At 34.5% G+C, this 21373-nt stretch carries 16 protein-coding genes; 5 read left to right on the plus strand and 11 right to left on the minus strand.

The window, feature by feature from the left end:
* Positions 1 to 3 precede the first annotated feature (3 nt).
* The 3 genes from H8R22_RS08035 to rluF all read left to right on the plus strand — a co-directional run bounded on the left by H8R22_RS08035 (position 4) and on the right by rluF (position 2688).
* A complete protein-coding gene (locus tag H8R22_RS08035; protein WP_187009939.1) occupies positions 4 to 783 on the plus strand; it encodes a zinc ribbon domain-containing protein in 780 nt (259 codons plus the stop codon).
* Positions 784 to 822: 39 nt separating this feature from the next.
* The gene (locus tag H8R22_RS08040; RefSeq protein ID WP_187009940.1) at positions 823 to 1674 is read left to right on the plus strand and encodes an alpha/beta fold hydrolase; all 852 of its coding nucleotides are present in this window, start codon (positions 823 to 825) and stop codon (positions 1672 to 1674) included.
* A 201-nt stretch (positions 1675 to 1875) separates the two neighbouring features.
* The gene (rluF, locus tag H8R22_RS08045; protein ID WP_187009941.1) at positions 1876 to 2688 is read left to right on the plus strand and encodes a 23S rRNA pseudouridine(2604) synthase RluF; all 813 of its coding nucleotides are present in this window, start codon (positions 1876 to 1878) and stop codon (positions 2686 to 2688) included.
* Positions 2689 to 2731: 43 nt separating this feature from the next.
* On the opposite strand, the gene H8R22_RS08050 is transcribed toward rluF, so the two are convergent.
* The 8 genes from H8R22_RS08050 to H8R22_RS08085 form a co-directional block, all read right to left on the minus strand.
* Positions 2732 to 3658, minus strand: coding sequence for a magnesium transporter CorA family protein (locus tag H8R22_RS08050; protein WP_187009942.1), 927 nt, complete (start codon positions 3656 to 3658; stop codon positions 2732 to 2734).
* A 217-nt stretch (positions 3659 to 3875) separates the two neighbouring features.
* Positions 3876 to 4760, minus strand: coding sequence for a bifunctional 5,10-methylenetetrahydrofolate dehydrogenase/5,10-methenyltetrahydrofolate cyclohydrolase (locus H8R22_RS08055; RefSeq protein WP_187009943.1), 885 nt, complete (start codon positions 4758 to 4760; stop codon positions 3876 to 3878).
* Positions 4761 to 4909: 149 nt separating this feature from the next.
* On the minus strand, positions 4910 to 6262 hold the full coding sequence (gene ffh, locus H8R22_RS08060; RefSeq protein ID WP_187009944.1) for a signal recognition particle protein: 1353 nt from the start codon (positions 6260 to 6262) through the stop codon (positions 4910 to 4912).
* A 124-nt stretch (positions 6263 to 6386) separates the two neighbouring features.
* Positions 6387 to 8051 (minus strand): MBOAT family O-acyltransferase, encoded by a 1665-nt coding sequence (locus H8R22_RS08065; RefSeq protein ID WP_187009945.1) that lies wholly within the window; start codon positions 8049 to 8051, stop codon positions 6387 to 6389.
* A gap of 39 nt (positions 8052 to 8090) precedes the next feature.
* On the minus strand, positions 8091 to 9506 hold the full coding sequence (locus tag H8R22_RS08070; protein WP_187009946.1) for a GDSL-type esterase/lipase family protein: 1416 nt from the start codon (positions 9504 to 9506) through the stop codon (positions 8091 to 8093).
* Positions 9496 to 11013 (minus strand): SGNH/GDSL hydrolase family protein, encoded by a 1518-nt coding sequence (locus tag H8R22_RS08075; RefSeq protein ID WP_187009947.1) that lies wholly within the window; start codon positions 11011 to 11013, stop codon positions 9496 to 9498. Before H8R22_RS08075 ends, H8R22_RS08070 begins: the two co-directional genes overlap by 11 nt.
* 34 nt (positions 11014 to 11047) lie before the next feature.
* Positions 11048 to 12826 (minus strand): arginine--tRNA ligase, encoded by a 1779-nt coding sequence (gene argS / locus H8R22_RS08080; RefSeq protein WP_187009948.1) that lies wholly within the window; start codon positions 12824 to 12826, stop codon positions 11048 to 11050.
* Positions 12827 to 13139: 313 nt separating this feature from the next.
* On the minus strand, positions 13140 to 14147 hold the full coding sequence (locus H8R22_RS08085) for a 3-oxoacyl-ACP synthase III family protein (RefSeq protein WP_187009949.1): 1008 nt from the start codon (positions 14145 to 14147) through the stop codon (positions 13140 to 13142).
* A gap of 229 nt (positions 14148 to 14376) precedes the next feature.
* On the opposite strand from H8R22_RS08085, the gene H8R22_RS08090 reads away from it, so the two are divergent.
* Positions 14377 to 16788 (plus strand): S9 family peptidase, encoded by a 2412-nt coding sequence (locus tag H8R22_RS08090; protein WP_187009950.1) that lies wholly within the window; start codon positions 14377 to 14379, stop codon positions 16786 to 16788.
* Between the two features lie 46 nt (positions 16789 to 16834).
* Here the strand turns inward: H8R22_RS08090 and H8R22_RS08095 are convergent, their stop codons facing one another.
* From H8R22_RS08095 to H8R22_RS08105, 3 genes are all read right to left on the minus strand, one after another.
* On the minus strand, positions 16835 to 17785 hold the full coding sequence (locus H8R22_RS08095; RefSeq protein ID WP_187009951.1) for an ABC transporter ATP-binding protein: 951 nt from the start codon (positions 17783 to 17785) through the stop codon (positions 16835 to 16837).
* Between the two features lie 140 nt (positions 17786 to 17925).
* Positions 17926 to 18621 (minus strand): OmpA family protein, encoded by a 696-nt coding sequence (locus H8R22_RS08100; protein ID WP_187009952.1) that lies wholly within the window; start codon positions 18619 to 18621, stop codon positions 17926 to 17928.
* 33 nt (positions 18622 to 18654) lie between these two features.
* Positions 18655 to 19131: a lipocalin family protein gene (locus tag H8R22_RS08105; RefSeq protein ID WP_187009953.1), complete on the minus strand. Its 477-nt coding sequence runs from the start codon at positions 19129 to 19131 to the stop codon at positions 18655 to 18657.
* Positions 19132 to 19310: 179 nt separating this feature from the next.
* Between H8R22_RS08105 and htpG the strand changes: the two genes are divergently transcribed.
* Positions 19311 to 21197: a molecular chaperone HtpG gene (htpG, locus tag H8R22_RS08110; protein ID WP_187009954.1), complete on the plus strand. Its 1887-nt coding sequence runs from the start codon at positions 19311 to 19313 to the stop codon at positions 21195 to 21197.
* Positions 21198 to 21373: the final 176 nt, after the last annotated feature.

Below are 21373 nucleotides of genomic sequence, written 5' to 3' on the forward strand. Positions count from 1 at the left end.
AATATGGCGAATACGAAAGAATTGAGTGTTGAGGACAAGTTAAGAGCAATTTACGATTTACAGCTAATTGACTCTAGAATTGACGAAATTAGAAATGTACGAGGTGAGCTACCTCTAGAAGTGGAAGATCTAGAAGATGAAGTTGCTGGTTTAAGCACACGTTCTGAAAAATTAAAAAGTGAACTTGAGGTAATCGAGGACCTGATTAAAGGAAAAAAGAATAGCATTGACGATCACAAAGAGGCTATCAAAAAATACACAAAACAACAAGAAACAGTTCGTAACAATAGAGAATTCAACTCCTTAACTAAAGAGGTTGAATTCCAAGAGCTAGAAATTCAATTAGCTGAAAAGCAAATGAAAGAAATGAAAGCTTCTATTGAACACAAGAAAGAAGTTATCTCTCAATCTAAAGAAAGATTAGAAGTAAAATCTAATCACTTGAAGCATAAAAAGCTGGAATTGGATGCTATCATGGCAGAAACAGCAAAGGAAGAAGAATTTTTAACAGAGAAATCTGCTGAATTCCAAGCTTTAATAGAGGAGCGTTTACTAACTGCCTATACTAGAATTCGTTCTAGCGTACGTAACGGTTTAGCAGTAGTATCTATTGAAAGAGGTGCATCTGCAGGATCGTTCTTCACTATCCCTCCACAAACACAAGTGGAAATTGCTTCAAGAAAAAAAATCATCATAGATGAGCATTCAGGTCGAATACTAGTAGACAGTATGCTAGCTGATGAAGAAAAAGAAAAAATGGAAAATTTATTCTCTAAATTTTAATTATATTTAAGTCCCGATCCACATCGGGACTTTTTTATTATGAAAAAAACCATCTATTTCCTTTTTACCAAAACCGTAGGTCTCTACGTAAACCTCCTAAGTTTTATTGCCCCTAATAAAGCTACAAAGCTAGCTTATGCCTTATTTAGCGAACCTAGAGATGGAAGGTTAACTAATGAGAGTCTTCCAAAATCTTTACTTAAGACAGAAAAAGAAACGCATATTCATGATGACGTTCAATTTCAAACTTACACTTGGAAAGGCAATGACACTGTCATACTACTCGTCCATGGATGGGAAAGTAATGCATCAAGATGGAAAGAACTACTACCCTACTTACAAAAATCAGGTAGCACTATAATAGCGATCGATGCTCCAGCTCACGGCTTATCCAGCGGAAAAGAATTTAATATTCCGCAATACGCAGCTTATATTGATGTACTAGCTAAAAAATTCAATCCCTCCTACCTCATTGGTCATTCATTGGGAGGTAAAACATGTTTATATTATCAATCACATTACCAAAACGATCTTATATCAAAAATGGTGATCTTAGGTGCTCCAAGTGATTTCAAAATAATTCTGAATAACTACATAAAAATGCTAAGTCTAAATTCGATTATAGCTAGAGGACTTGAAGCACATTATATAAATAATTTCAACCTAACCCTAGATCAGTTTTCAGGAAAACACTTTGCTTCAAACATCAAGACAAAAGGATTAGTCGCTCACGACATTGATGACACTGTAGTCTCATTTACAGAAGGAAAAAAAATAGCCGAAAGCTGGAAAAATGCAGTTTTCATAGAAACAAATGGCTTAGGTCATAGTATGCACAGTAAAGATCTGTACGAGCAAGTTTGCCAGTTTTTATTTCAATCACACCACTGATTTAAATTTGGGCGTGACCCTGCCTCATAAAAAAAATGAGCCACGGTCGAGCTATCCGCTATATTCCCGCTAACAAAACCTACGGCTAGCGCCTTGTTTTGTAAAGCAGGAGATGCCGCTGCTATCCCTCACGCGCAACAACACCATCACTTTTCTAGTACCAACGCCTAATCTCATTCTCAAATTGATTACTTTTGCATTATGGAAGAAAATTTAAAACGGCTGAATAAATTCATAGGCGAAACTGGTTACTGCTCCCGTCGTGAAGCAGATAAAATAATTGAGCAAGGACGAGTTACTATCAATGGTATCGTTCCTGAACTTGGTACAAAAGTTTCTCCAAATGACGAAGTACGTATTGATGGAAAACTAATCCATGACAGGAAAGAAAAACCAGTTTATTTAGCATTTAATAAACCCACAGGAATAGAATGTACGACTAATCTAGATGTACGTTACAACATTGTAGATTTCATTAATTACCCCACACGTATATTCCCTATTGGTCGTTTGGATAAAGCCAGTGAAGGATTAATTTTTATGACTAATGATGGTGACATTGTCAACAAAATATTACGCGCTCGCAACAATCACGAAAAAGAATATACGGTTACAGTAAACAAACTTATCACAGACCGTTTTATCGACAAGATGAGCAACGGAATACCGATTTTAGACACTGTTACAAGAAAATGTAAAGTAGAGAAAATTAGCGCAACCACATTCAAAATCATCTTAACCCAAGGACTAAATCGCCAAATTCGTAGAATGTGTGAGTACCTAGGTTATGAAGTGACCGCCTTAAAACGCATCCGAATCATTAACATATCACTAGATATTCCAGTAGGTCGTTATCGTGATTTAACCGATGCTGAAATCAAGGAATTGAACGAATTAATTGAACCGTCGAGCAAGACAGAAGAAGCAAGTTTACCTAAACCTGAAGCTCCAAAACGACGAAATGAATTTATAAAAAGAGACGATCCTCGCTTCAAGAAAAAAGGAGATTATTAGGTAAAAATAAAAAGCTGTAAATTGTATTTACAGCTTTTTATTTTTAAAACCATCTTTTCCTTTTAAATAAGAAAACTCCAAAAACAGAAAAAAGAATCGAAATCGAAATTATGATTAGCAATCCCAATGGATTATTCTGCAGACCGTTAGGAACATTCATTCCGTAAAAACTAGCGATCACAGTAGGAATCATTAAAATAATAGAGATAGAAGTCATCTGCTTCATGATAGTATTCATATTATTTGAAATCACTGAAGCGTAAGCATCCATAGTGCCGGTTAATATGTCGCTGTATATGTTCGTAGTTTCTTGCGCTTGACGCAATTCAATCTCGACATCTTCTAGCAAATCCATATCATAATTGACACGTTGCGATTTTATATTTTTGATACGATGCAACAAGATATCATTCCCTTTTAATGAAGTCATGAAAAATACTAAACATTTCTCTATTTGCAATAGCGCTTGTAACTCTTCATTTTTAATCGATTTCTCTAAATTATCTTCAGCAAGCTTGATTTTTTGATTCACCTGTTTCAGATACTTTAGATACCAAACACTCGAAGACAATAACAATCTCAAAACGAGATCAAAATTATCTTTGATATCGATGTTTTTTTTGTTGGAATAAGTAACAAAATCAGTCAGCATCTCCGTTTTGTGGAAGCTAATGGTAACACACACTTCTTCCTTAAATACAACCCCTACAGGAATAGTATTGAAAGGTAATTTAACATCGTTACTTTTCACAGGAATACGCATGATGATTAACGTCCAGCCGTTTTCGACCTCGATACGGGGTCTTTCATCTATATCTTCGATATCATTGTAAAATGCTTCTGGAATTTGGAGTTCATCCAGTACATACTTTTTTTCTGCTTCCGTTGGACATTCTACATCGATCCAACAATTGGGAAACCACTCTGGTACAGCAACTAATCCGTTATTGTTTTTGTAAAAAGCTCTCATTTCAAAATTCTATAGTAATTGTATAGCCACTTGAAATTGAGCAAGAGCTATGCTTAATTAAACATTCCCGAATAATAATCGTCCATTAGATAAAAATCTTTATTTAGTGATGCAAAAGTATTCTTTATTTCTATCGTCAATTCGTATGAAGTCACTTTTTATGTTTTATTTAATACAGCAAAAAAAAACCTACTCGGCTGAGTAGGTTTCTTTCAATTTATATTTTAGCCATTTTCATTTCTCTAGCTAATAAGGTGTTTTTCATTAACATGGCGATGGTCATAGGACCAACACCTCCTGGAACAGGTGTAATGAAACTCGCTTTTTTACTTACATGTTCAAAATCAACATCACCCGTAATGATATATCCTTTTTCAGCGGTTTCATCAGCTACACGAGTGATACCTACGTCAATCACTACTGCTCCATCTTTAACCATTTCGGCTTTTAGATAATTTGGCACGCCTAGAGCCGTAATAATAATATCTGCTTGTGTTGTTATTTGTGCGATATTCTTTGTATAACTGTGCGTTAATGTCACTGTTGAGTTACCGGGGAATCCTTTTCGTCCCATTAAAATACTCATAGGACGACCTACAATATGACTACGACCGATAACTACGGTGTGCTTCCCTTGCGTTTCAACTCCGTAGCGCTCTAATAGTTCTAAAATCCCAAAAGGTGTTGCTGGAATAAATGTACTCATATCTAAAGCCATTTTTCCAAAATTCTCAGGATGAAATCCATCAACATCTTTACTTGGACATACCGCCATCAAAACTTTTTGTTCGTCTATTTGCACAGGTAAAGGCAATTGCACGATAAAACCATCAATGTCATCATCCTCGTTAAGCTCCTTGATCTTTTTTAATAATTCAGTTTCAGAGGTAGTACTTGGCATTTTTACTAATGTCGATTCAAAACCTACTCTCTGGCATGCTTTTACTTTACTTCCTACATAAGTTAAACTTGCCCCATCGTTTCCAACAATAACTGCTGCAAGATGAGGTACCTTTTCACCGTTTTTAATCATTTTTTCAACTTCAATCGCAATTTCGCTCTTGATGTCTTCTGCTGTTTTTTTTCCGTCTAGTAGTTGCATTTCGTTTTAGTTAAACGTTTTAAATCACATCCCAAAAGTTGTTTTCGCTACTCTTGTTTCATAACCTAAAACCATATAGTTGTTGTTCAAATTCATAGTAAAAATTTAAGGTTTAAAATTTCGTGAAGAAATCTTAAACCTTAAAACTATTATTTCGGCATTCCGCCTGGCATTCCTTTCATGCCACCCATCATTTTCATTAGATTTTTTCCGCCCGGGCCTTGCATCATTTTCATCATCTTACTCATTTGATCAAACTGTTTCATCAGTTGATTAACTTGCTCTATTTTAGTTCCAGAACCTTTTGCTATTCGGTTTTTTCTCTTCACATCAATTACAGAAGGTTTACTTCTTTCAATTGGTGTCATAGAGTGGATAATCGCTTCGATATGTTTGAAAGCATCATCTTCTATTTCTACATCTTTCATTGCTTTAGATGCACCTGGTATCATTCCGACTAAGTCTTTCATGTTACCCATTTTTTTCACTTGCTGAATTTGTGACAAGAAATCATCAAAACCAAACTCATTTTTAGCAATTTTCTTTTGAATCTTTCTCGCTTCTTCCTCATCGAATTGCTCTTGTGCTCTTTCTACCAAGGAAACAACATCTCCCATTCCTAAGATACGCTCTGCCATACGCACAGGATAGAATACATCAATAGCATCCATCTTTTCTCCTGTACCTACAAATTTAATTGGTTTATTAACAACCGATTTAATCGATAAGGCAGCTCCACCACGAGTATCACCATCTAATTTGGTTAGGATTACTCCATCAAAATTCAATATATCGTTGAAAGCCTTTGCTGTATTTACGGCATCTTGACCAGTCATTGCATCCACAACAAATAATGTTTCCTGTGGTTTGATCGCATCATGAACACGAGCAATCTCATCCATCATTTCTTGATCGACAGCTAAACGACCTGCTGTATCGACAATTACTACATTGAATCCGTTTGCCTTTGCGTGTTTGATCGCGTTTTGAGCAATTTCAACTGGATTTTTATTTTCTGGTTCTGAATACACTTCAACACCTATAGAATCTCCTACAACATATAATTGCTGAATAGCCGCTGGACGATAAATATCACAAGCTACTAACAAAGGTTTCTTTCCTTTTTTGGTTTGAAGATAATTTGCAAGTTTACCCGAAAAAGTAGTTTTTCCTGATCCTTGTAAACCAGACATTAAAATTACAGATGGTGTTCCCTGCAAGTTAATTCCAGCAACATCACCACCCATTAATTCAGTTAATTCATCTTTAACCAATTTCACTAATAACTGACCTGGTTGTAGCGTCGTTAAAACATCTTGACCAATTGCTTTTTCTTTTACTCTAGCAGTAAAATCTTTGGCGATTTTAAAGTTCACATCGGCATCAAGCAAAGCACGACGCACTTCTTTGAGCGTTTCAGCTACGTTTACTTCTGTTATTTTTCCGTGCCCTTTTAATATATGAAAGGCTTTGTCTAGTTTATCGCTTAAATTATCAAACATGTAATTGTTGTTTTAGGAATTGCAAATATAATACAAAGGATTAGAGACACAAGATTTTGATCTTTAAAACTTTGTTATTTCCTCTCAAAATAAAGGTGATTTTCAATCTTTGAATTCTTCTGGTTTAAAACTGAAAATAAATAAAAGGCTGTGGCCCACTAGTAGCTGTTGCATAAACTACCCAAAATGTCATTGCTAAAGTAAAAGCTTTAAAAACAATAGGCATTTTATCAAAAATAACTTTATTAAAATCAACTACCTGAGTTGGTAAAAAGTGCCATGCAAAACCGAAAAGCATTACTATAAACACATTTTCATATCCTTGTATAATAACCAACCACTGTGCTGGATCGAACGTCACTTGCTGTATCGAATTCAATACATCTAACGCCACATCAAAAGTGCCTGCACGAAAGAAAATCCAACTAAAAGCAACAAAATTAAAAGTAATTAGTACTGAAACAACATGAAAGAATCCTCTACCAATGGTCCATTTACCCTCTTTTTTATCTGGAAAATATTCTGCAAAAACTTTATTAATAGCCAGTGCCAAGCCGTGCAAGGCTCCCCAAACAATAAAGCGAACGCTAGCGCCATGCCAGAAACCACCTAGTAACATGGTCGTCATCATATTGACGTTAGTGTACATTGTTTTCTCTGAATTCTTAGAAAACAAAATTGTTAATATAAAAACGATTAAAGCGATTACACCGATAACAAAAACTACAGGACTAGTGGCAAAAATAAGTAAACCATAGCCTATCAAACCACTAAAAAACAATGTTGGAAATAAAAATCCGGCAACTGAGCCTGAACGATTTCCTCCTATTGTGATGTATAAATAATCGCGCAACCAAGTCGATAAGGATATGTGCCACCTTCTCCAAAACTCCGTTATTGAAGCTGACTTGTATGGTGTAATAAAGTTAGTCGACAATTTAAAGCCCATTAATAAAGCAATCCCTATAGCCATATCTGAGTACCCAGAAAAATCACAATAGATTTGCAATGTATAGCCATAAGCTGCCATTAAATTTTCAAAAGCGGTGTAACTCTTTGGTGCATCAAAAACACGGTCTACAAAGTTGAGAGAAATATAATCAGACACCACTGTTTTCTTGATCAGTCCCCCAATAATCATGAACAAGGCATTATTAACATCTGTTCGAGATAGCGTAGTTTTTTTATAAATTTGCGGAATAAATTCAGACGCCCTTACAATAGGTCCCGCTACTAGTTGTGGAAAGAACGACACAAAAAACATGTAATCAAAAAAGTTCTTAGTAGGCTCTAGTTCTCTTCTATAAATATCAATAATGTAACTCATTGATTGAAAAGTATAAAATGAAATCCCCACAGGCAAAATAATGTTTTGTAACGATAAATCTCCATCAAACAAACCATTATAACTAACTATCATAAAATTAGAGTACTTGAAATAACCTAAGAATCCCAAATTAAATATGACGCTAAGAATTATAAAAAATTTACGAAAGCGCTCATCTGTCTCTTGATACAAAAATTTGGCTAGCGTAAAATCAATCACTCCAGAAAACAGTAGTAAGAAGAAATAAATTCCGCTAGATTTATAGTAGAAAAATAATGAAAAAGCAAAAACATAAACATTGCGATACATTCGCGTGCTTGCTTTTGTAGTCAATATATAGAGCGGATAGAAAACTAAAAAAATCCCTAAAAAGAAAGGTGTATTGAATAAGATAGGTTCTTTCGGATTGTAGGTAAACCAGTTTCCTACCTCAGCAATTGTGATTTGTCCATAGGAATCCATAAACCATTTTTGTAATTCAAATAAAAAATCCACGTACTTCTACTTATTATAATTATGAAATGATTGTATAATTTCGTCTGACACTAATTTGCCTTGCAATTGGTATCCTTTTACAGTATAATGTACTCTGTCGGCTGCAATTATACCACTTCTAAAGTTCTGTTCTACACCATTCATTCCTCCTAATAAAGAATAAAAGTTATAAAAAGCGTATTGATTTTTAATTGCAGCTTTACTCATCTCTTTACAATATCCGTCTACGATGGTATTCAATTTATGATTTGCTAGAAATGAGGGTGGAGGCGTCAGTACTAAAATGGGAGAATTAGGGTTGGTCCTCTTTATGTTTTGAGCAAACAGCTCTAATTGCTGCATGAACTCAGCGTTACTTAACTTACCATAGGATTCATTAGTACCAAAAGAGACTACAATTAAATCGGGTTGCAGTCCTTTTAGTTGATCAAAAAACAAAGGATATTTATTATAATCTGAAAACTTAGCGCCGTTTACACCTAAATTATGATACAAAATTCCTGGCTTATCATTTTCTAAAATTATGCCGCTCAAAACATAATCTTGTTCCTCCTTATTTGGTAATAGGTAGATCGTTTTTAGGGCATCGGCAGTTTGATAATAGTGAAAGTTCTTTGTACTCAACAAGGGCAATGACATAAATGAGTATATAGTTTTATCAACTGAAGTCGTTTCCTTTGTTGGGATTTTTAAAGTTTTCCCAAATGTGATTCGATCTGACTTTAATCCGTTTGCTCTCTTAACTTGTGAAATACTCAGACTGTACTTTTCAGCAATTTCTGAGATCGTTTCGCCTTTTTTAATTTTATGAAGTATCACTTTAGGCGCGGCCGCCTTTACAACAACTTGTTGTTTAGAGGTAGCAACCTCAAATAAATTTCGATTCCCAGGAGTAAATATTTTTATAGTATTGAATGCATTAGAAACTTCTTTAGCGTTCAATTGAAGTACTAATTTTTTAGACTTAGTACTAAACAAAATACCACTAAGCCCTATTTCATCTCCTTTTTCAGGATAGATATTTCGGTAACTTTTCCACAAAACATTGGATGAAAATTTAAAATCAGCATCTCCATTAGTTTTGGCTAAATTATGTGGAAAAATAAATCCTCTACCCCCATTACCAAAGTAAGATTGTAAATTCTTCCGAATTTCAGCAGTCATTATGCCGGCTTGAATATGAGAATCACCAATATGTACAATATTTATTTTCCCTCTCTTATCATTTTTTAACTTTTTTAATTTAGCAAAAAATGAAGCTAGTTCATTAGCGTTCTCAATTTTATCAAAATTACTTTCAGAAACAGGAATTGTCTCCGTTGTTGCGATTACATCCATAGTTTCAGCTGTGTCATTTGTTTGAGAACATCCTTTAAATGGCATCAATCCTAGTAGTACTAGTACATATAATTTATAGCCCATTTACACTTTTTTTCCTACTCATTAAAGTATCTGCCTTTCTTTTAACGAGACTGTTAGTTCGAGAAGACATTTTTGCTTGCTCCCGTAAAAGCTTGTATTTTTCATATCCTCTATCTAATTCATGGAACAACATGCTACCAATTTTTTTTGAGCCTCTAAAGTTAAAATGCGTGTAATCCTTGTTAGCTAGAGGTAAATCTTGCTCTACCCATTTAGCCATTGAACCTTCACCTCCCATTAATTTATACAAATCAATATAAGCCGATTTAGTTTTGATAGCATAACTCTTTTGTGATCGAGTTAATGGTACCACAGCCGAGTCTGTTTTCATTGCTGTATCATACTTTGTAGCTTTATCTGCAGTAGAAACAACTAAAATAGCAGCACCTGGAAAACTTTTTTGCAAACGCTCTACAGTCCGTGTCATACTTTTATCATACCAACCAAAATCTAATGTTCCATATTTTAAAACGTTCGTTCCGTAGTGAAGAACTATAAGATCGTATCCTAACTTTTGCTGAAAAGCATTCATTAGAGTAACATCAAATTTAGAAATTGGAATTCCAGAATTACCTCGTTGCGAAAAATTATCTACATGCACACCTTTTCCGTCATCAAAATTAAGTCCGTAAAAGGGAATAGATTTTGCTTTTCTAAACCCAATATTAAGTGATTGCAAATTATTTGGTGACAACTGCATCGTATTTAAAATTGTATTGGGACTTAACTTTTTAGCAATGGTATCGTTTTTAATTTGATAGGAAATATAGCCGTTTTGATTTGCAGCACTACCATAGAATAATGTTGGATTGTTTAATTGTGAAGTGTTTTTACTTTTTCCCGCTTTGTATTTTACCCAAGTTGCATTAATCGTATCATTAGCAAAAAAAACGTGACCATTGACGGCAAAAGGCCGAATTGGATTTTTAACATTAAGGTACGATTGCATTTTCCAATTCTCAGAAAACTGGTGTGTTACTGAAGTACGGGCAGAAGCCGACTCTGAAGTAATCGCAACAAATCCAACGCCTTGACCACCAAATTTATTTTGAAAATTGGCGCGAAAATCTTGGACAATAAAATCGCCATCAGTCATTGAGTCGCCGTAGTAAGCAACGCGAACTTTCCCTTTACGATTGGTTTCAAGTTGATATAACTTTTCGTAAAATGCAGAAAGGTATTGCAAACCACTGTAACTATCATAAGAGTCTTCCATAAAAACAAAACCCTGACCCGTAGTGTTAGCAGCTGGTGGATTTTGACTTATGCTACTTTCAGAATCTATAGTATCCACAGAAATAGCTTCGCCAGTTGTTCCTATTTCTCCTAACTCTTTATCCGCTTTAAGAGCATCTATTAACATACTGTCAATTAGAACATTTTTAGTAACCGTCTCTTTATCGGAAAAAAGTTTTTTAGGTAAAACCTCCTTAATTCCGATGAAAAAAAAAGTTGCTAGAAGTAGAATCCAAAATGATTGAAAAAAATACGTTTTTGTTGTACTCACTCTAAAACATTAAACAGTTAAAATGCTCGCGACATTACATGCGTTCTGGAACATTGATTCCAAGTAAACCAAAAGAGGCTGCGATAACATCCGCAACTTTTTTAGATAACTGAACTCTAAATATTTTTTTGCTTGTATCTTCTTCTCCCAAAATAGGTACTGCTTGATAGAACGAATTGTATTCACGAACTAAATCATAGGTAAAATTTGCTAACAAAGCAGGACTATGATTATGTGCCGCATTTTGAATTACTTCTGGGAATAATTCAATTTGTTTCAACAATTCTTTCTCTTTTTCGTGCAGAGTTACCATTCCTGAAATAGCAGAAAAATCGAAATTAGCTTTACGAATAATTGACTGTATTCTTGCGTAAGTATACTGAATAAACGGACCTGTATTTCCTGCAAAATCTACTGATTCTTCCGGATTAAACAGGATTCGTTTTTTAGGATCTACTTTTAAAATGTAATATTTAAGGGCACCAAGACCAATTGTATTGTATAATTGTGCTCGTTCCTCTTCGGAGTAACTGTCTAATTTCCCCAAATCTTCAGAGATTTTCTGAGCTGTGCTCGTCATTTCATGCATCAAATCATCAGCATCAACTACAGTTCCTTCACGACTTTTCATTTTCCCAGAAGGCAAATCAACCATTCCGTATGATAAATGATACAAGCTAGAAGCCCAATCAAAACCTAACTTTTTCAAGATTAAAAACAATACTTTAAAATGATAGTCTTGTTCATTCCCTACAGTATAAACCATTCCACCTACATCAGGCATATCTTTTACGCGCTGAATAGCGGTACCTATATCTTGTGTCATGTAAACCGCAGTCCCATCTGAACGCAAGACAATTTTTCGATCTAAACCCTCGTCCGTTAGGTCAATCCATACGGAACCATCAGGATCTTTTTCAAAAATCCCTTTCTCAAGTCCAATATTCACAACATCTTTACCCAATAAGTAGGTATTGCTCTCGTAGTAATATTTATCAAAATTAACGCCTAAATTTTTATAAGTAATAGCAAAGCCATCATAAACCCATTGGTTCATTTTGGCCCAAAGTGCTTTTACTGCTTCATCTCCCGCTTCCCATTTTTGAAGCATTTCTTGAGCTTCAATTATAATTGGTGCTTGTTTTTTAGCTTCTTCTTCTGTTTTACCAGCGCTAATTAACTGAGCAATTTCTTCTTTATAGGCTTTATCGAATGCCACATAATAGTTACCTACTAGCTTGTCTCCTTTTTGTCCAGTTGATTCAGGTGTTTCTCCGTTACCAAACTTTTGCCAAGCCAACATCGATTTACAAATATGAATTCCTCGATCGTTGATAATTTGTGTTTTGTATACTTTTTTACCAGAAGCTTTGATAATTTCGGCAACAGCATATCCTAATAAGTTGTTACGAACGTGACCTAAATGCAGAGGCTTATTTGTATTTGGGGATGAATACTCAACCATAACCGCTTTATCCTCAGGATTAGGAGTCACAAAACCAAATTTATCATTGTCCTTAATCCCGTCAAAAAAGTTCAAATAATAAGTGTCTGCTATTACTATATTTAGAAAACCAGACACAACATTGAATCTGCTTACTTCGTCAAGGTTTTCGACTAAGTAGTTCCCTATTTTATTTCCTAATTCTACAGGATTACTTTTGATTACTTTCAATAAAGGAAAAATAACCATCGTGATATCTCCTTCAAATTCTTTCCGAGTAGTTTGAAATTCGACTTTGTCAATAGCTACGTCAAATAAAGCCTGAATTGCTTTCTCAATAGAAGGTGTAAGAATTTCTGGTAATGTCATGAATATAATTTTAGAAGTGCAAAGATAATTCTAATTAACTAATATGTCCGCAAAAAACTGTTTTATGGTTTCAAAAAAATTAAAATTTTAGTTTTTACTAATTCACCCATGTAAAATAGCGATTTAGTATTCTTCTTAGCCGAACAAATTAAACTAAGCAGACCCTAAACCACCTCCATTTTCTATTTGATAAAATTATTTTTACATCTAAACTACAACTGTAGTTTGTGCTTTAACAAAGAAAAACCCGAAGCCATTATGACTTCGGGTTCTATACTATGCGAAAAAATATATTTTTATTAAATGGAATAAATTACCATTTGATGATAACACTTCCCCATGTAAATCCACTTCCAAACGCAGCTAAAACCACGGTATCACCAGATTTAATTTTCCCTTGTTCCCATGCTTCAGTTAAAGCAATTGGTATTGAGGCTGCAGTCGTATTACCGTATTTTTGAATATTATTGTATACTTGATCATCATTCAAGTCAAACTTCTTTTGGATAAACTGCGAAATTCTCAAATTCGCTTGATGCGGAATCAACATATCAATATCAGAAACCTTTAAATTATTAGCTTCCAATCCTTCGTTAATGACCTCAGCAAAACGTACAACAGCATTTTTAAACACAAATTGTCCGTTCATGTGCGGAAAGTAACTATCATCGTCTGGATTATTATCTGCTATAATATCCGAAACCCATCTCGCTCCCATTCCTGGTGCAATAAGTGCTAATTCCTCAGCATGCTGCCCTTCTGAATGTAAATGCGTAGATAGTATTCCTTTAGTCAAATCTTCTTCTCTGCTCAATACAGCTGCACCAGCTCCGTCTCCAAAAATAACAGAAACGCCACGTCCACGAGTTGTCATATCTAACCCTGTTGAATGTACCTCAGAGCCAATAACTAGGATGTTTTTGTACATTCCAGTTTTAATGTACTGATCTGCAACAGAAACTGCATATACAAAACCTGAACATTGATTTCTAACATCAAGAGCTCCAACAGTTCTTAATCCTAAATCACGTTGTACCAATACTCCCGGACCAGGAAAATAATAATCTGGACTCAGTGTAGCAAAAACTACAAAATCAATATCCTCTTTGGCTACACCAGAACGTTCAATTGCAATTTTGGCAGCCTTAACTCCCATAGATGTAGTTGTATCTTCTCCTCTGATAATGTGTCTTCTCTCCTCAATCCCTGTTCTTTCCTGAATCCATTCGTCAGTTGTATCAATGATTTTTGTTAGATCATCATTGGTGACAACATTGGAAGGAACATAAAATCCTAACCCCGCAATTTTTGAATGATACATATTGTTGTTTTATTAATATAAGGTTACAAATTTAATAATAGTTTAAAATATAAGTGTACAAATTACTGGTTTTTTAGTAAATAACAATTTTTAAAAAAATACCTAAAGAAAAAAATGTTGTATTTTAGCTCTCAAACCGCACAAATTCTGCGAAAATATTTATATCTAATGTAACGATTTATTAAGAATTGAGTCCAATACCTTATACTAAATACCAAAAAATTTGTTTATGAAATTAAAAACAACCTTCGTTTTATTCCTAGGTTTAAGCCTAAGTGCTTTAGCGCAAGAAAACCTAACCTATCAAAAACCATCCAAATCTATTCTTGATTTAGTTGATTACGAAAGAGCTCCCTCTGTGTCTATGGACACTAAAAAGGAGTATATGTTACTTTCTTACAGAAATACCTATAAAACCCTTGATGATTTAAATCAAGACGAAATGCGATTAGGCGGATTAAGAATAAACCCTACAACCAACATATCGAGTTCTGTTACCTACATCAATAATATTAAATTAAGAAAAATTAAGGATAAAAACGAAGTTCAAGTAAGTGGATTACCTGAAAACGCAAGAATCACTAATTTATCTTGGTCTCCGAATGAAAAGAAAATTGCTTTTTCGAATACAACCAGTAATGGCGTTGCTTTATGGGTAGTAGATGTTGCTTCGGCAAAAGCGACTATGCTAACCGAAGATAACGTAAATGCTAATCTTGGAAATCCTTTTAGCTGGTACAATGACAATGAAAACATTTTAGTAAAAATGCTTCCTAAAAACAGACCAGCTTTATTAGACGAGAAAAAAAACTTGCCAACTGGACCTATTGTTTCTAATGCAAACGGTACAGCTTCATCTAATAGAACGTATCAAGATTTATTAAAGAACAAAAGAGACGAACAAAATTTTGAAACTATTGTTACTGCAGAATTATACAAGGTAAATCTAAATGGTTCTAAAACATTATTTAAAGGAGCTGATTTGTATGCAGGAGAAAATTTCTCTCCGGATGGGAATTATTTAATGATTAGTACGATTCAAAAACCCTTCTCTTATATTGTTCCATTAAATCGTTTTCCTTCTAAAACAGTTGTCTATGACAAAGAAGGGAAAGAAATTAAAGTGGTAAACGAAGTCCCATTAAACGAAATCATGCCTAAGGGATTCATGGCAACACGTACTGGAAAAAGAAATATGGGATGGAGAAATGATCAAGCAGCTACCTTGTATTTTGTGCAAGCCCTAGACGAGGGTAATCCGGAAAACCAAGTAGAGTACAGAGATGAAGTACTTGCATGGAAAGCGCCTTTTAACGAAGACCCTAGTTTACTGATCAAAACAAAACAACGTTTTGCAGGTATTATGTGGGGAAATGAAACGATAGCAATAGCAATGGATCAATGGTATGATACACGTAACACTAAGACTTACTTATTTAATCCATCTGATGTAAAACAGCAACCAAAGGTTATATCAGATAGAAACTCTCAAGATATCTATGCTGATCCAGGAGATTTTGAAACAGTAAAAAATGCGTTCGGAAAACAAGTTTTAGCTATAGAGAATAACAACATGTATTTATTAGGTGCTGGTTACACTAAAGAGGGTCAATTCCCTTTTATCTCTGAATTCAATCTAAAAAATCTACAAACAAAGAGAATCTACACCTCCAAATATACAGACAAAAAAGAAGATTTGTTGTCTATTAAGGATTTCAAAAAAGGAGAAGTTCTAGTTCAAATTCAGTCTAAAAATGAGTTTCCAAATTATTACTTTAGAAACATTTACAAAAAAGAACAACTTACACCTATAACTAGCTTTAAAAACCCTTTTGAAGGTATTAAAAACGTAAGTAAAGAGGTTATTCAGTACAAAAGAAAAGATGGAGTTGCTTTATCTGGTACACTATACCTTCCTGCAGGTTATGATAAAACAAAAAAAGAAAAATTACCACTATTAATTTGGGCCTATCCAGCAGAATTTAAAGACAAAAACTCAGCAGGACAAAACAATCAAAATCCGAATGAATTTACGCTACCGTACTATGGATCGTTCGTGTATTGGGTAACTAAAGGATATGTGGTATTAGACGACGCTTCGTTCCCTATTATTGGCGAAGGAACTACAGAACCAAATGATAATTTCATTACACAATTAGTAGATAATGCCGAAGCAGCGATTAATGCAGTTGATGCTTTAGGATATATTAATAAAAAGAAAGTAGCGATTGGAGGTCACTCTTATGGCGCTTTTATGACAGCCAATTTATTGACACACTCTAATCTATTTGCTTGCGGTATTGCACGCAGCGGTGCATATAACAGAACATTGACTCCCTTTGGTTTTCAATCAGAACAACGCAATTATTGGGAAGCGACAGATGTTTATAATAAAATGTCACCCTTCATGAATGCAGATAAAATGAAAACACCACTCTTACTCGTTCATGGTGAGGCTGATAACAACCCAGGGACATTTACGCTACAAACAGAGCGTTATTTTCAGGCTTTAAAAGGATTAGGTGCTCCAGCGAGAATGGTTATTTTACCAAAAGAAGCACACAGCTATGTTGCTAAGGAAAATATCTTACATCTTTTATGGGAACAAGATCAATTCTTAGAAAAATACCTAAAAAACTAGTTGAAAGCAAAAGCCTCCAAATTTTAAAATATGGAGGCTTTTTTTATTATGATATCATTAAGCTAACTTCTTGATTAATTTCTAAAGGAACATCATGCTGAAAGAAGATTACTTTTTTATCAAAAACGGCTTTGATCAAATAATAACCGCCTTTAAAATAGGATTGTTTAGCAACTACATTCATCAAACCGTTATCTACCACTTTTAACTGATGCGGATATAACAAAACAGTTTCATCCTCCTCTTGAGAACCTACGACTACCAACTGCGATAGTTTTAATTCATTAACCTCACCAAAAAGTGATGCCACATATTTATTAATAGGGTTGTTGTATATACTAAAAGAATCTCCCCTATCTATCAACGTTCCGTTTTGTAGAACTATAGTTTGATCTGCATAAGACAAAGCGTCTGTACTATCGTGAGTTGCCACGATACAAGTAATTCCCTTCGTTTTTAAATAGGCGAACAAATTACGTCTCAAAGCATTTTTTCTAAAATTATCAATATGACTAAACGGCTCATCAAGTAGCAATATTTCAGGTTCTTCTGCAAGTGCTCTTGCCAAGGCAACACGTTGTTGCTGACCACCACTTAAATACTTTGCTTGCACATTAGCGAACTCCGTCATCTCAACCATTTCTAGTAGTTGTTCAACACGCAATTTTTTTAAAGCTTTAAAACCATTAGACAAAAACTTACCTACGTTTTCGGCAACAGTTGTATAAGGCATCAAATCAAAATCTTGCGCTAGATACTTTGCAAAGGGCACTCCAGGGACTAAATTAAATTTTGGACCTAGTATTTGTTTTTTTTCCCACGATATTGTTCCTTCATCTAAATCATGTAGGCCGTACATTAGTTTAAGAAGTGTACTTTTTCCGCATCCACTTTCTCCAATAATTGCAACATTCTGACCTTTCTCGATAGTAAAATCAATGTTTTTTAAGACGGGTTTATCTGTGTACCCAAATGAGATATTTTGAACTTGCAGCATTGTAATGAGTATATTTTTTTTGAGAATACAAAGATAATTTCTTTTGAGAAAATATTTTTAATGAATCGATTTAAATTAAAAAAAGAAAGTCGCCTTGTTTTGCAACAAGACGACTCTACCATATTATTTAAAAGTAAAATTTAGTTTCCTGCTTCTTTTTGAGCGTCTTGTTGCATTTTAGCATTTGCAGTAATAGCAAACTCTACACGACGATTTTCAGCTCTACCAGAAGTAGTTTCATTGGATGCGATTGGATCAGCAATTCCCATTCCTGTTACTTTAAATCTGCTTGAAAGAACACCTTTGCTTACCAAATAATTTCTAACAGCTGAAGCTCTCTCACCTGACAATTTCAAATTATAATCCGCTGGACCAGTACTATCAGTGTAACCAAATATCGTAATATCAGTATCAGGATATTCTGCAAAAACAGGAACCAATTTGTCCAAGTTAGATTTTGCAGTAGCAGTCAATGAAGATTTGTTGGTGTCAAAACGTACTGCATTTTCGTTCAATACTAACTGAATACCTTCACCTACTCTTTTAACCTCAGCTCCTGGAAGTACTTCATCAATCTGTCTCGCTTGCTTGTCCATTTTATTTCCAATAACACCACCAGCAACACCACCAACGACACCACCAAGAACAGCACCAAGTGCACCATTTCCTCCTTTACCAACATTATTACCAAGGATTCCTCCTAAAATAGCACCACCAGCAGCTCCTATTGCAGCTCCTCTTTGTTTTTTATTAGTGTTTTTAATAGATTCACAACCTGTAAATAGGGTCGCCGTTGTCATCACTAATGCCAAGGCTAATATAGAAAATTTTTTCATAATTATATTTTTTTTAATTTTTAAAATGTACTCTTAGTTTGCTCTCTGAAATTGGTAAACAACATCAGTCATCTTACCTCCCACATTGATTTTATCTATCAATTGAAAATTATCTTGACTTTGATTAGCTACATACAATATATAACCATCTCTTACTTTCTTAGCTTTTTCCCCAGCGTCAAGAACTTTTAAAACAAATTGACCGTCTTTATTCACAAACCAGGTAATTGGAGAGCTAAACGCAGGACAATTGTAACTTGTCAAAGCCATTTCACCTTTATTGTTATTAGAAATAAACTTCCAAGTGCTTCCTTCGAAACATTTTGAGTCAGCAAGTTGAAAAGAATTTACTTTAATTACCTCTGAACCAGGATAGGTTACCGAGCTTATTACCCAATTGCCTTTCATTGCTACTTGAGCTCCTTTATCTAATTTTGTATCTGTAGCCGAAGTAGATTTACATGAGAAAATCACCAACGACAATGCTGCTAAAAATAATATTTTTTTCATTTTGCTTTATTTTGTGTTTATAGGTACAAAGATACAACGAGAATCAATTGTTAAGGTTTCAATATTAAAATAATTTGTATCAACATTTACTACTAGAGACAATTTGTCACTTAGATCACAATTGGTATTCTATTTGAATTACGTTGTCTCGAATGTAAAACCCTATAAAAATAGTATCTATGACAACTGGAAAAATTAATGTTTCGGTAGAAAACATCTTCCCTTTAATCAAGAAGTTCCTGTACAGTGATCACGAAATTTTTTTACGTGAATTGATATCCAACGGGACAGACGCAACTTTAAAACTAAAACACCTTACGAATATTGGAGAAGCCAAAGTAGAATATGGCAACCCGATATTAGAAGTAAAAATCGATAAAGAGGGGAAAAAATTACACATCATTGACCAAGGTATTGGTATGACAGCTACTGAGGTTGAAAAATACATCAACCAACTGGCTTTCTCTGGTGCTGAGGAATTTTTAGAAAAATACAAAGACACGGCAAAAGACTCTGGAATTATTGGGCATTTTGGTCTAGGTTTCTACTCTGCTTTCATGGTAGCTTCTAAGGTGGAGATTATTACAAAATCATATAAAGAAGAACCTGCAGCACATTGGACTTGTGACGGTAGCCCAGAATTTTCATTAGAAACGGCTGACAAAACGACTCGTGGTACGGAGATTATTTTACACATTGCTGAGGATTCATTAGAATTTTTAGAAGAAGCAAGAATAAAAGGTCTTTTAAATAAGTACAATAAGTTTATGCCTATTCCAATTAAGTTTGGAACTTCAACAGAAACACTTCCTAAGCCTGAGGATGCTCCTGAAGATTATGTTGCTGAAACTGTAGAAACAGATAACATCATCAATAACCCAAATCCAGCGTGGACAAAACAACCAACTGATTTAAATGACGAAGACTATAAAACGTTCTACCATGAATTGTATCCTATGCAGTTTGAAGAGCCTTTATTCCATATTCACTTAAATGTTGATTACCCGTTTAACTTAACTGGAATTTTATATTTCCCAAAATTAAGTGGCGACTTACAAATTCAAAAAGATAAAATTCAGTTGTATCAAAACCAAGTTTACGTTACCGATAACGTAGAAGGAATTGTACCTGAATTCTTAATGATGCTTCGCGGTGTTGTAGACTCTCCAGATATTCCATTGAACGTTTCTCGTTCAGGATTACAAGCAGATGGAGCTGTAAAGAAAATTTCAAACTACATTACTCGTAAAGTAGCTGATAAATTGAAATCATTATTTACTGAAAACCGTGCCGACTTTGAAGCAAAATGGAATGACATTAAAATCGTTCTAGAATACGGAATGCTTTCTGAAGATAAATTCTACGAAAAAGCAGGTGCTTTTGTACTTTACCCAACGGTAGATAACAAATACTTTACGCTTGAAGAATTAAAAGAAAACCTTAAAGACAAACAAACCAATAAAGATGGTAAACTAGTTGTTCTTTACGCTGGAAACAAAGAGGCACAACACTCTTACATACAAATAGCTCAAGAAAAAGGATATGAAGTACTCCTTCTTGACTCACCTATTATCTCGCACTTGATTCAGAAAATTGAAGGTGATAATAGCGACATCACATTTGTGCGTGTAGATTCTGATCATATTGATAACTTAATCAAGAAAGATGAAACTACCATTTCTAAATTATCTGAAGACGAGCAAACAGGTCTAAAAACAGTTTTAGAAGCTATTGTTCCTAAACAAACGTATACTGTACAACTAGAAGCAATGGATAGCCAAGCTGCTCCATTTATCATAACGCAACCTGAATTCATGCGTAGAATGAAGGAAATGAGTCAATCTGGTGGTGGCGGAATGTTCGGTATGGGTAACATGCCTGAGATGTACAACCTAGTGGTAAATACCAATTCGCCATTAGCAACAACCATTCTTAGCACCGAGGACAAAGCATCGCAAGAGCATCTAGTAAAACAAGCGCTAGACTTAGCTAAACTATCTCAAAACTTATTAAAAGGAGAAGCATTAACTGCTTTTGTAAAACGTAGTTTTGAAATGATCAAATAATTTTTTTTGTAGATCATTAGAATAAAAATCAAGCCTGCTAGTATAAACTGGCAGGTTTTTTTATGTAGCAGAACGAATGATTTCCATAACTACTTCCCTACCGCTATTGGCTTCATTCTTTATTTTGGGCTACTACTGCAGTATAGGGTTTTGCATTCTAATTGCTTATAGTTGTG

This window comes from Flavobacterium kayseriense, from assembly GCF_014305095.1.
Classification (GTDB): Bacteria; Bacteroidota; Bacteroidia; order Flavobacteriales; family Flavobacteriaceae; genus Flavobacterium; species Flavobacterium kayseriense.

Excerpts from the sequence above, each read along its gene's own strand:
- H8R22_RS08035 (WP_187009939.1), top strand. The coding sequence starts at position 4 with ATGGCGAATACGAAAGAATTGAGTGTTGAGGACAAGTTAAGAGCAATT.
- H8R22_RS08040 (WP_187009940.1), top strand. The coding sequence starts at position 823 with ATGAAAAAAACCATCTATTTCCTTTTTACCAAAACCGTAGGTCTCTAC.
- H8R22_RS08085 (WP_187009949.1), bottom strand. The coding sequence starts at position 14,147 with ATGTATCATTCAAAAATTGCGGGGTTAGGATTTTATGTTCCTTCCAAT.
- argS (WP_187009948.1), bottom strand. The coding sequence starts at position 12,826 with ATGACATTACCAGAAATTCTTACACCTTCTATTGAGAAAGCAATTCAG.
- ffh (WP_187009944.1), bottom strand. The coding sequence starts at position 6,262 with ATGTTTGATAATTTAAGCGATAAACTAGACAAAGCCTTTCATATATTA.
- H8R22_RS08105 (WP_187009953.1), bottom strand. The coding sequence starts at position 19,131 with ATGAAAAAAATATTATTTTTAGCAGCATTGTCGTTGGTGATTTTCTCA.
- H8R22_RS08050 (WP_187009942.1), bottom strand. The coding sequence starts at position 3,658 with ATGAGAGCTTTTTACAAAAACAATAACGGATTAGTTGCTGTACCAGAG.
- H8R22_RS08055 (WP_187009943.1), bottom strand. The coding sequence starts at position 4,760 with ATGCAACTACTAGACGGAAAAAAAACAGCAGAAGACATCAAGAGCGAA.
- H8R22_RS08090 (WP_187009950.1), top strand. The coding sequence starts at position 14,377 with ATGAAATTAAAAACAACCTTCGTTTTATTCCTAGGTTTAAGCCTAAGT.
- H8R22_RS08070 (WP_187009946.1), bottom strand. The coding sequence starts at position 9,506 with ATGGGCTATAAATTATATGTACTAGTACTACTAGGATTGATGCCATTT.
- H8R22_RS08065 (WP_187009945.1), bottom strand. The coding sequence starts at position 8,051 with ATGGATTCCTATGGACAAATCACAATTGCTGAGGTAGGAAACTGGTTT.
- H8R22_RS08095 (WP_187009951.1), bottom strand. The coding sequence starts at position 17,785 with ATGCTGCAAGTTCAAAATATCTCATTTGGGTACACAGATAAACCCGTC.
- H8R22_RS08100 (WP_187009952.1), bottom strand. The coding sequence starts at position 18,621 with ATGAAAAAATTTTCTATATTAGCCTTGGCATTAGTGATGACAACGGCG.
- rluF (WP_187009941.1), top strand. The coding sequence starts at position 1,876 with ATGGAAGAAAATTTAAAACGGCTGAATAAATTCATAGGCGAAACTGGT.
- htpG (WP_187009954.1), top strand. The coding sequence starts at position 19,311 with ATGACAACTGGAAAAATTAATGTTTCGGTAGAAAACATCTTCCCTTTA.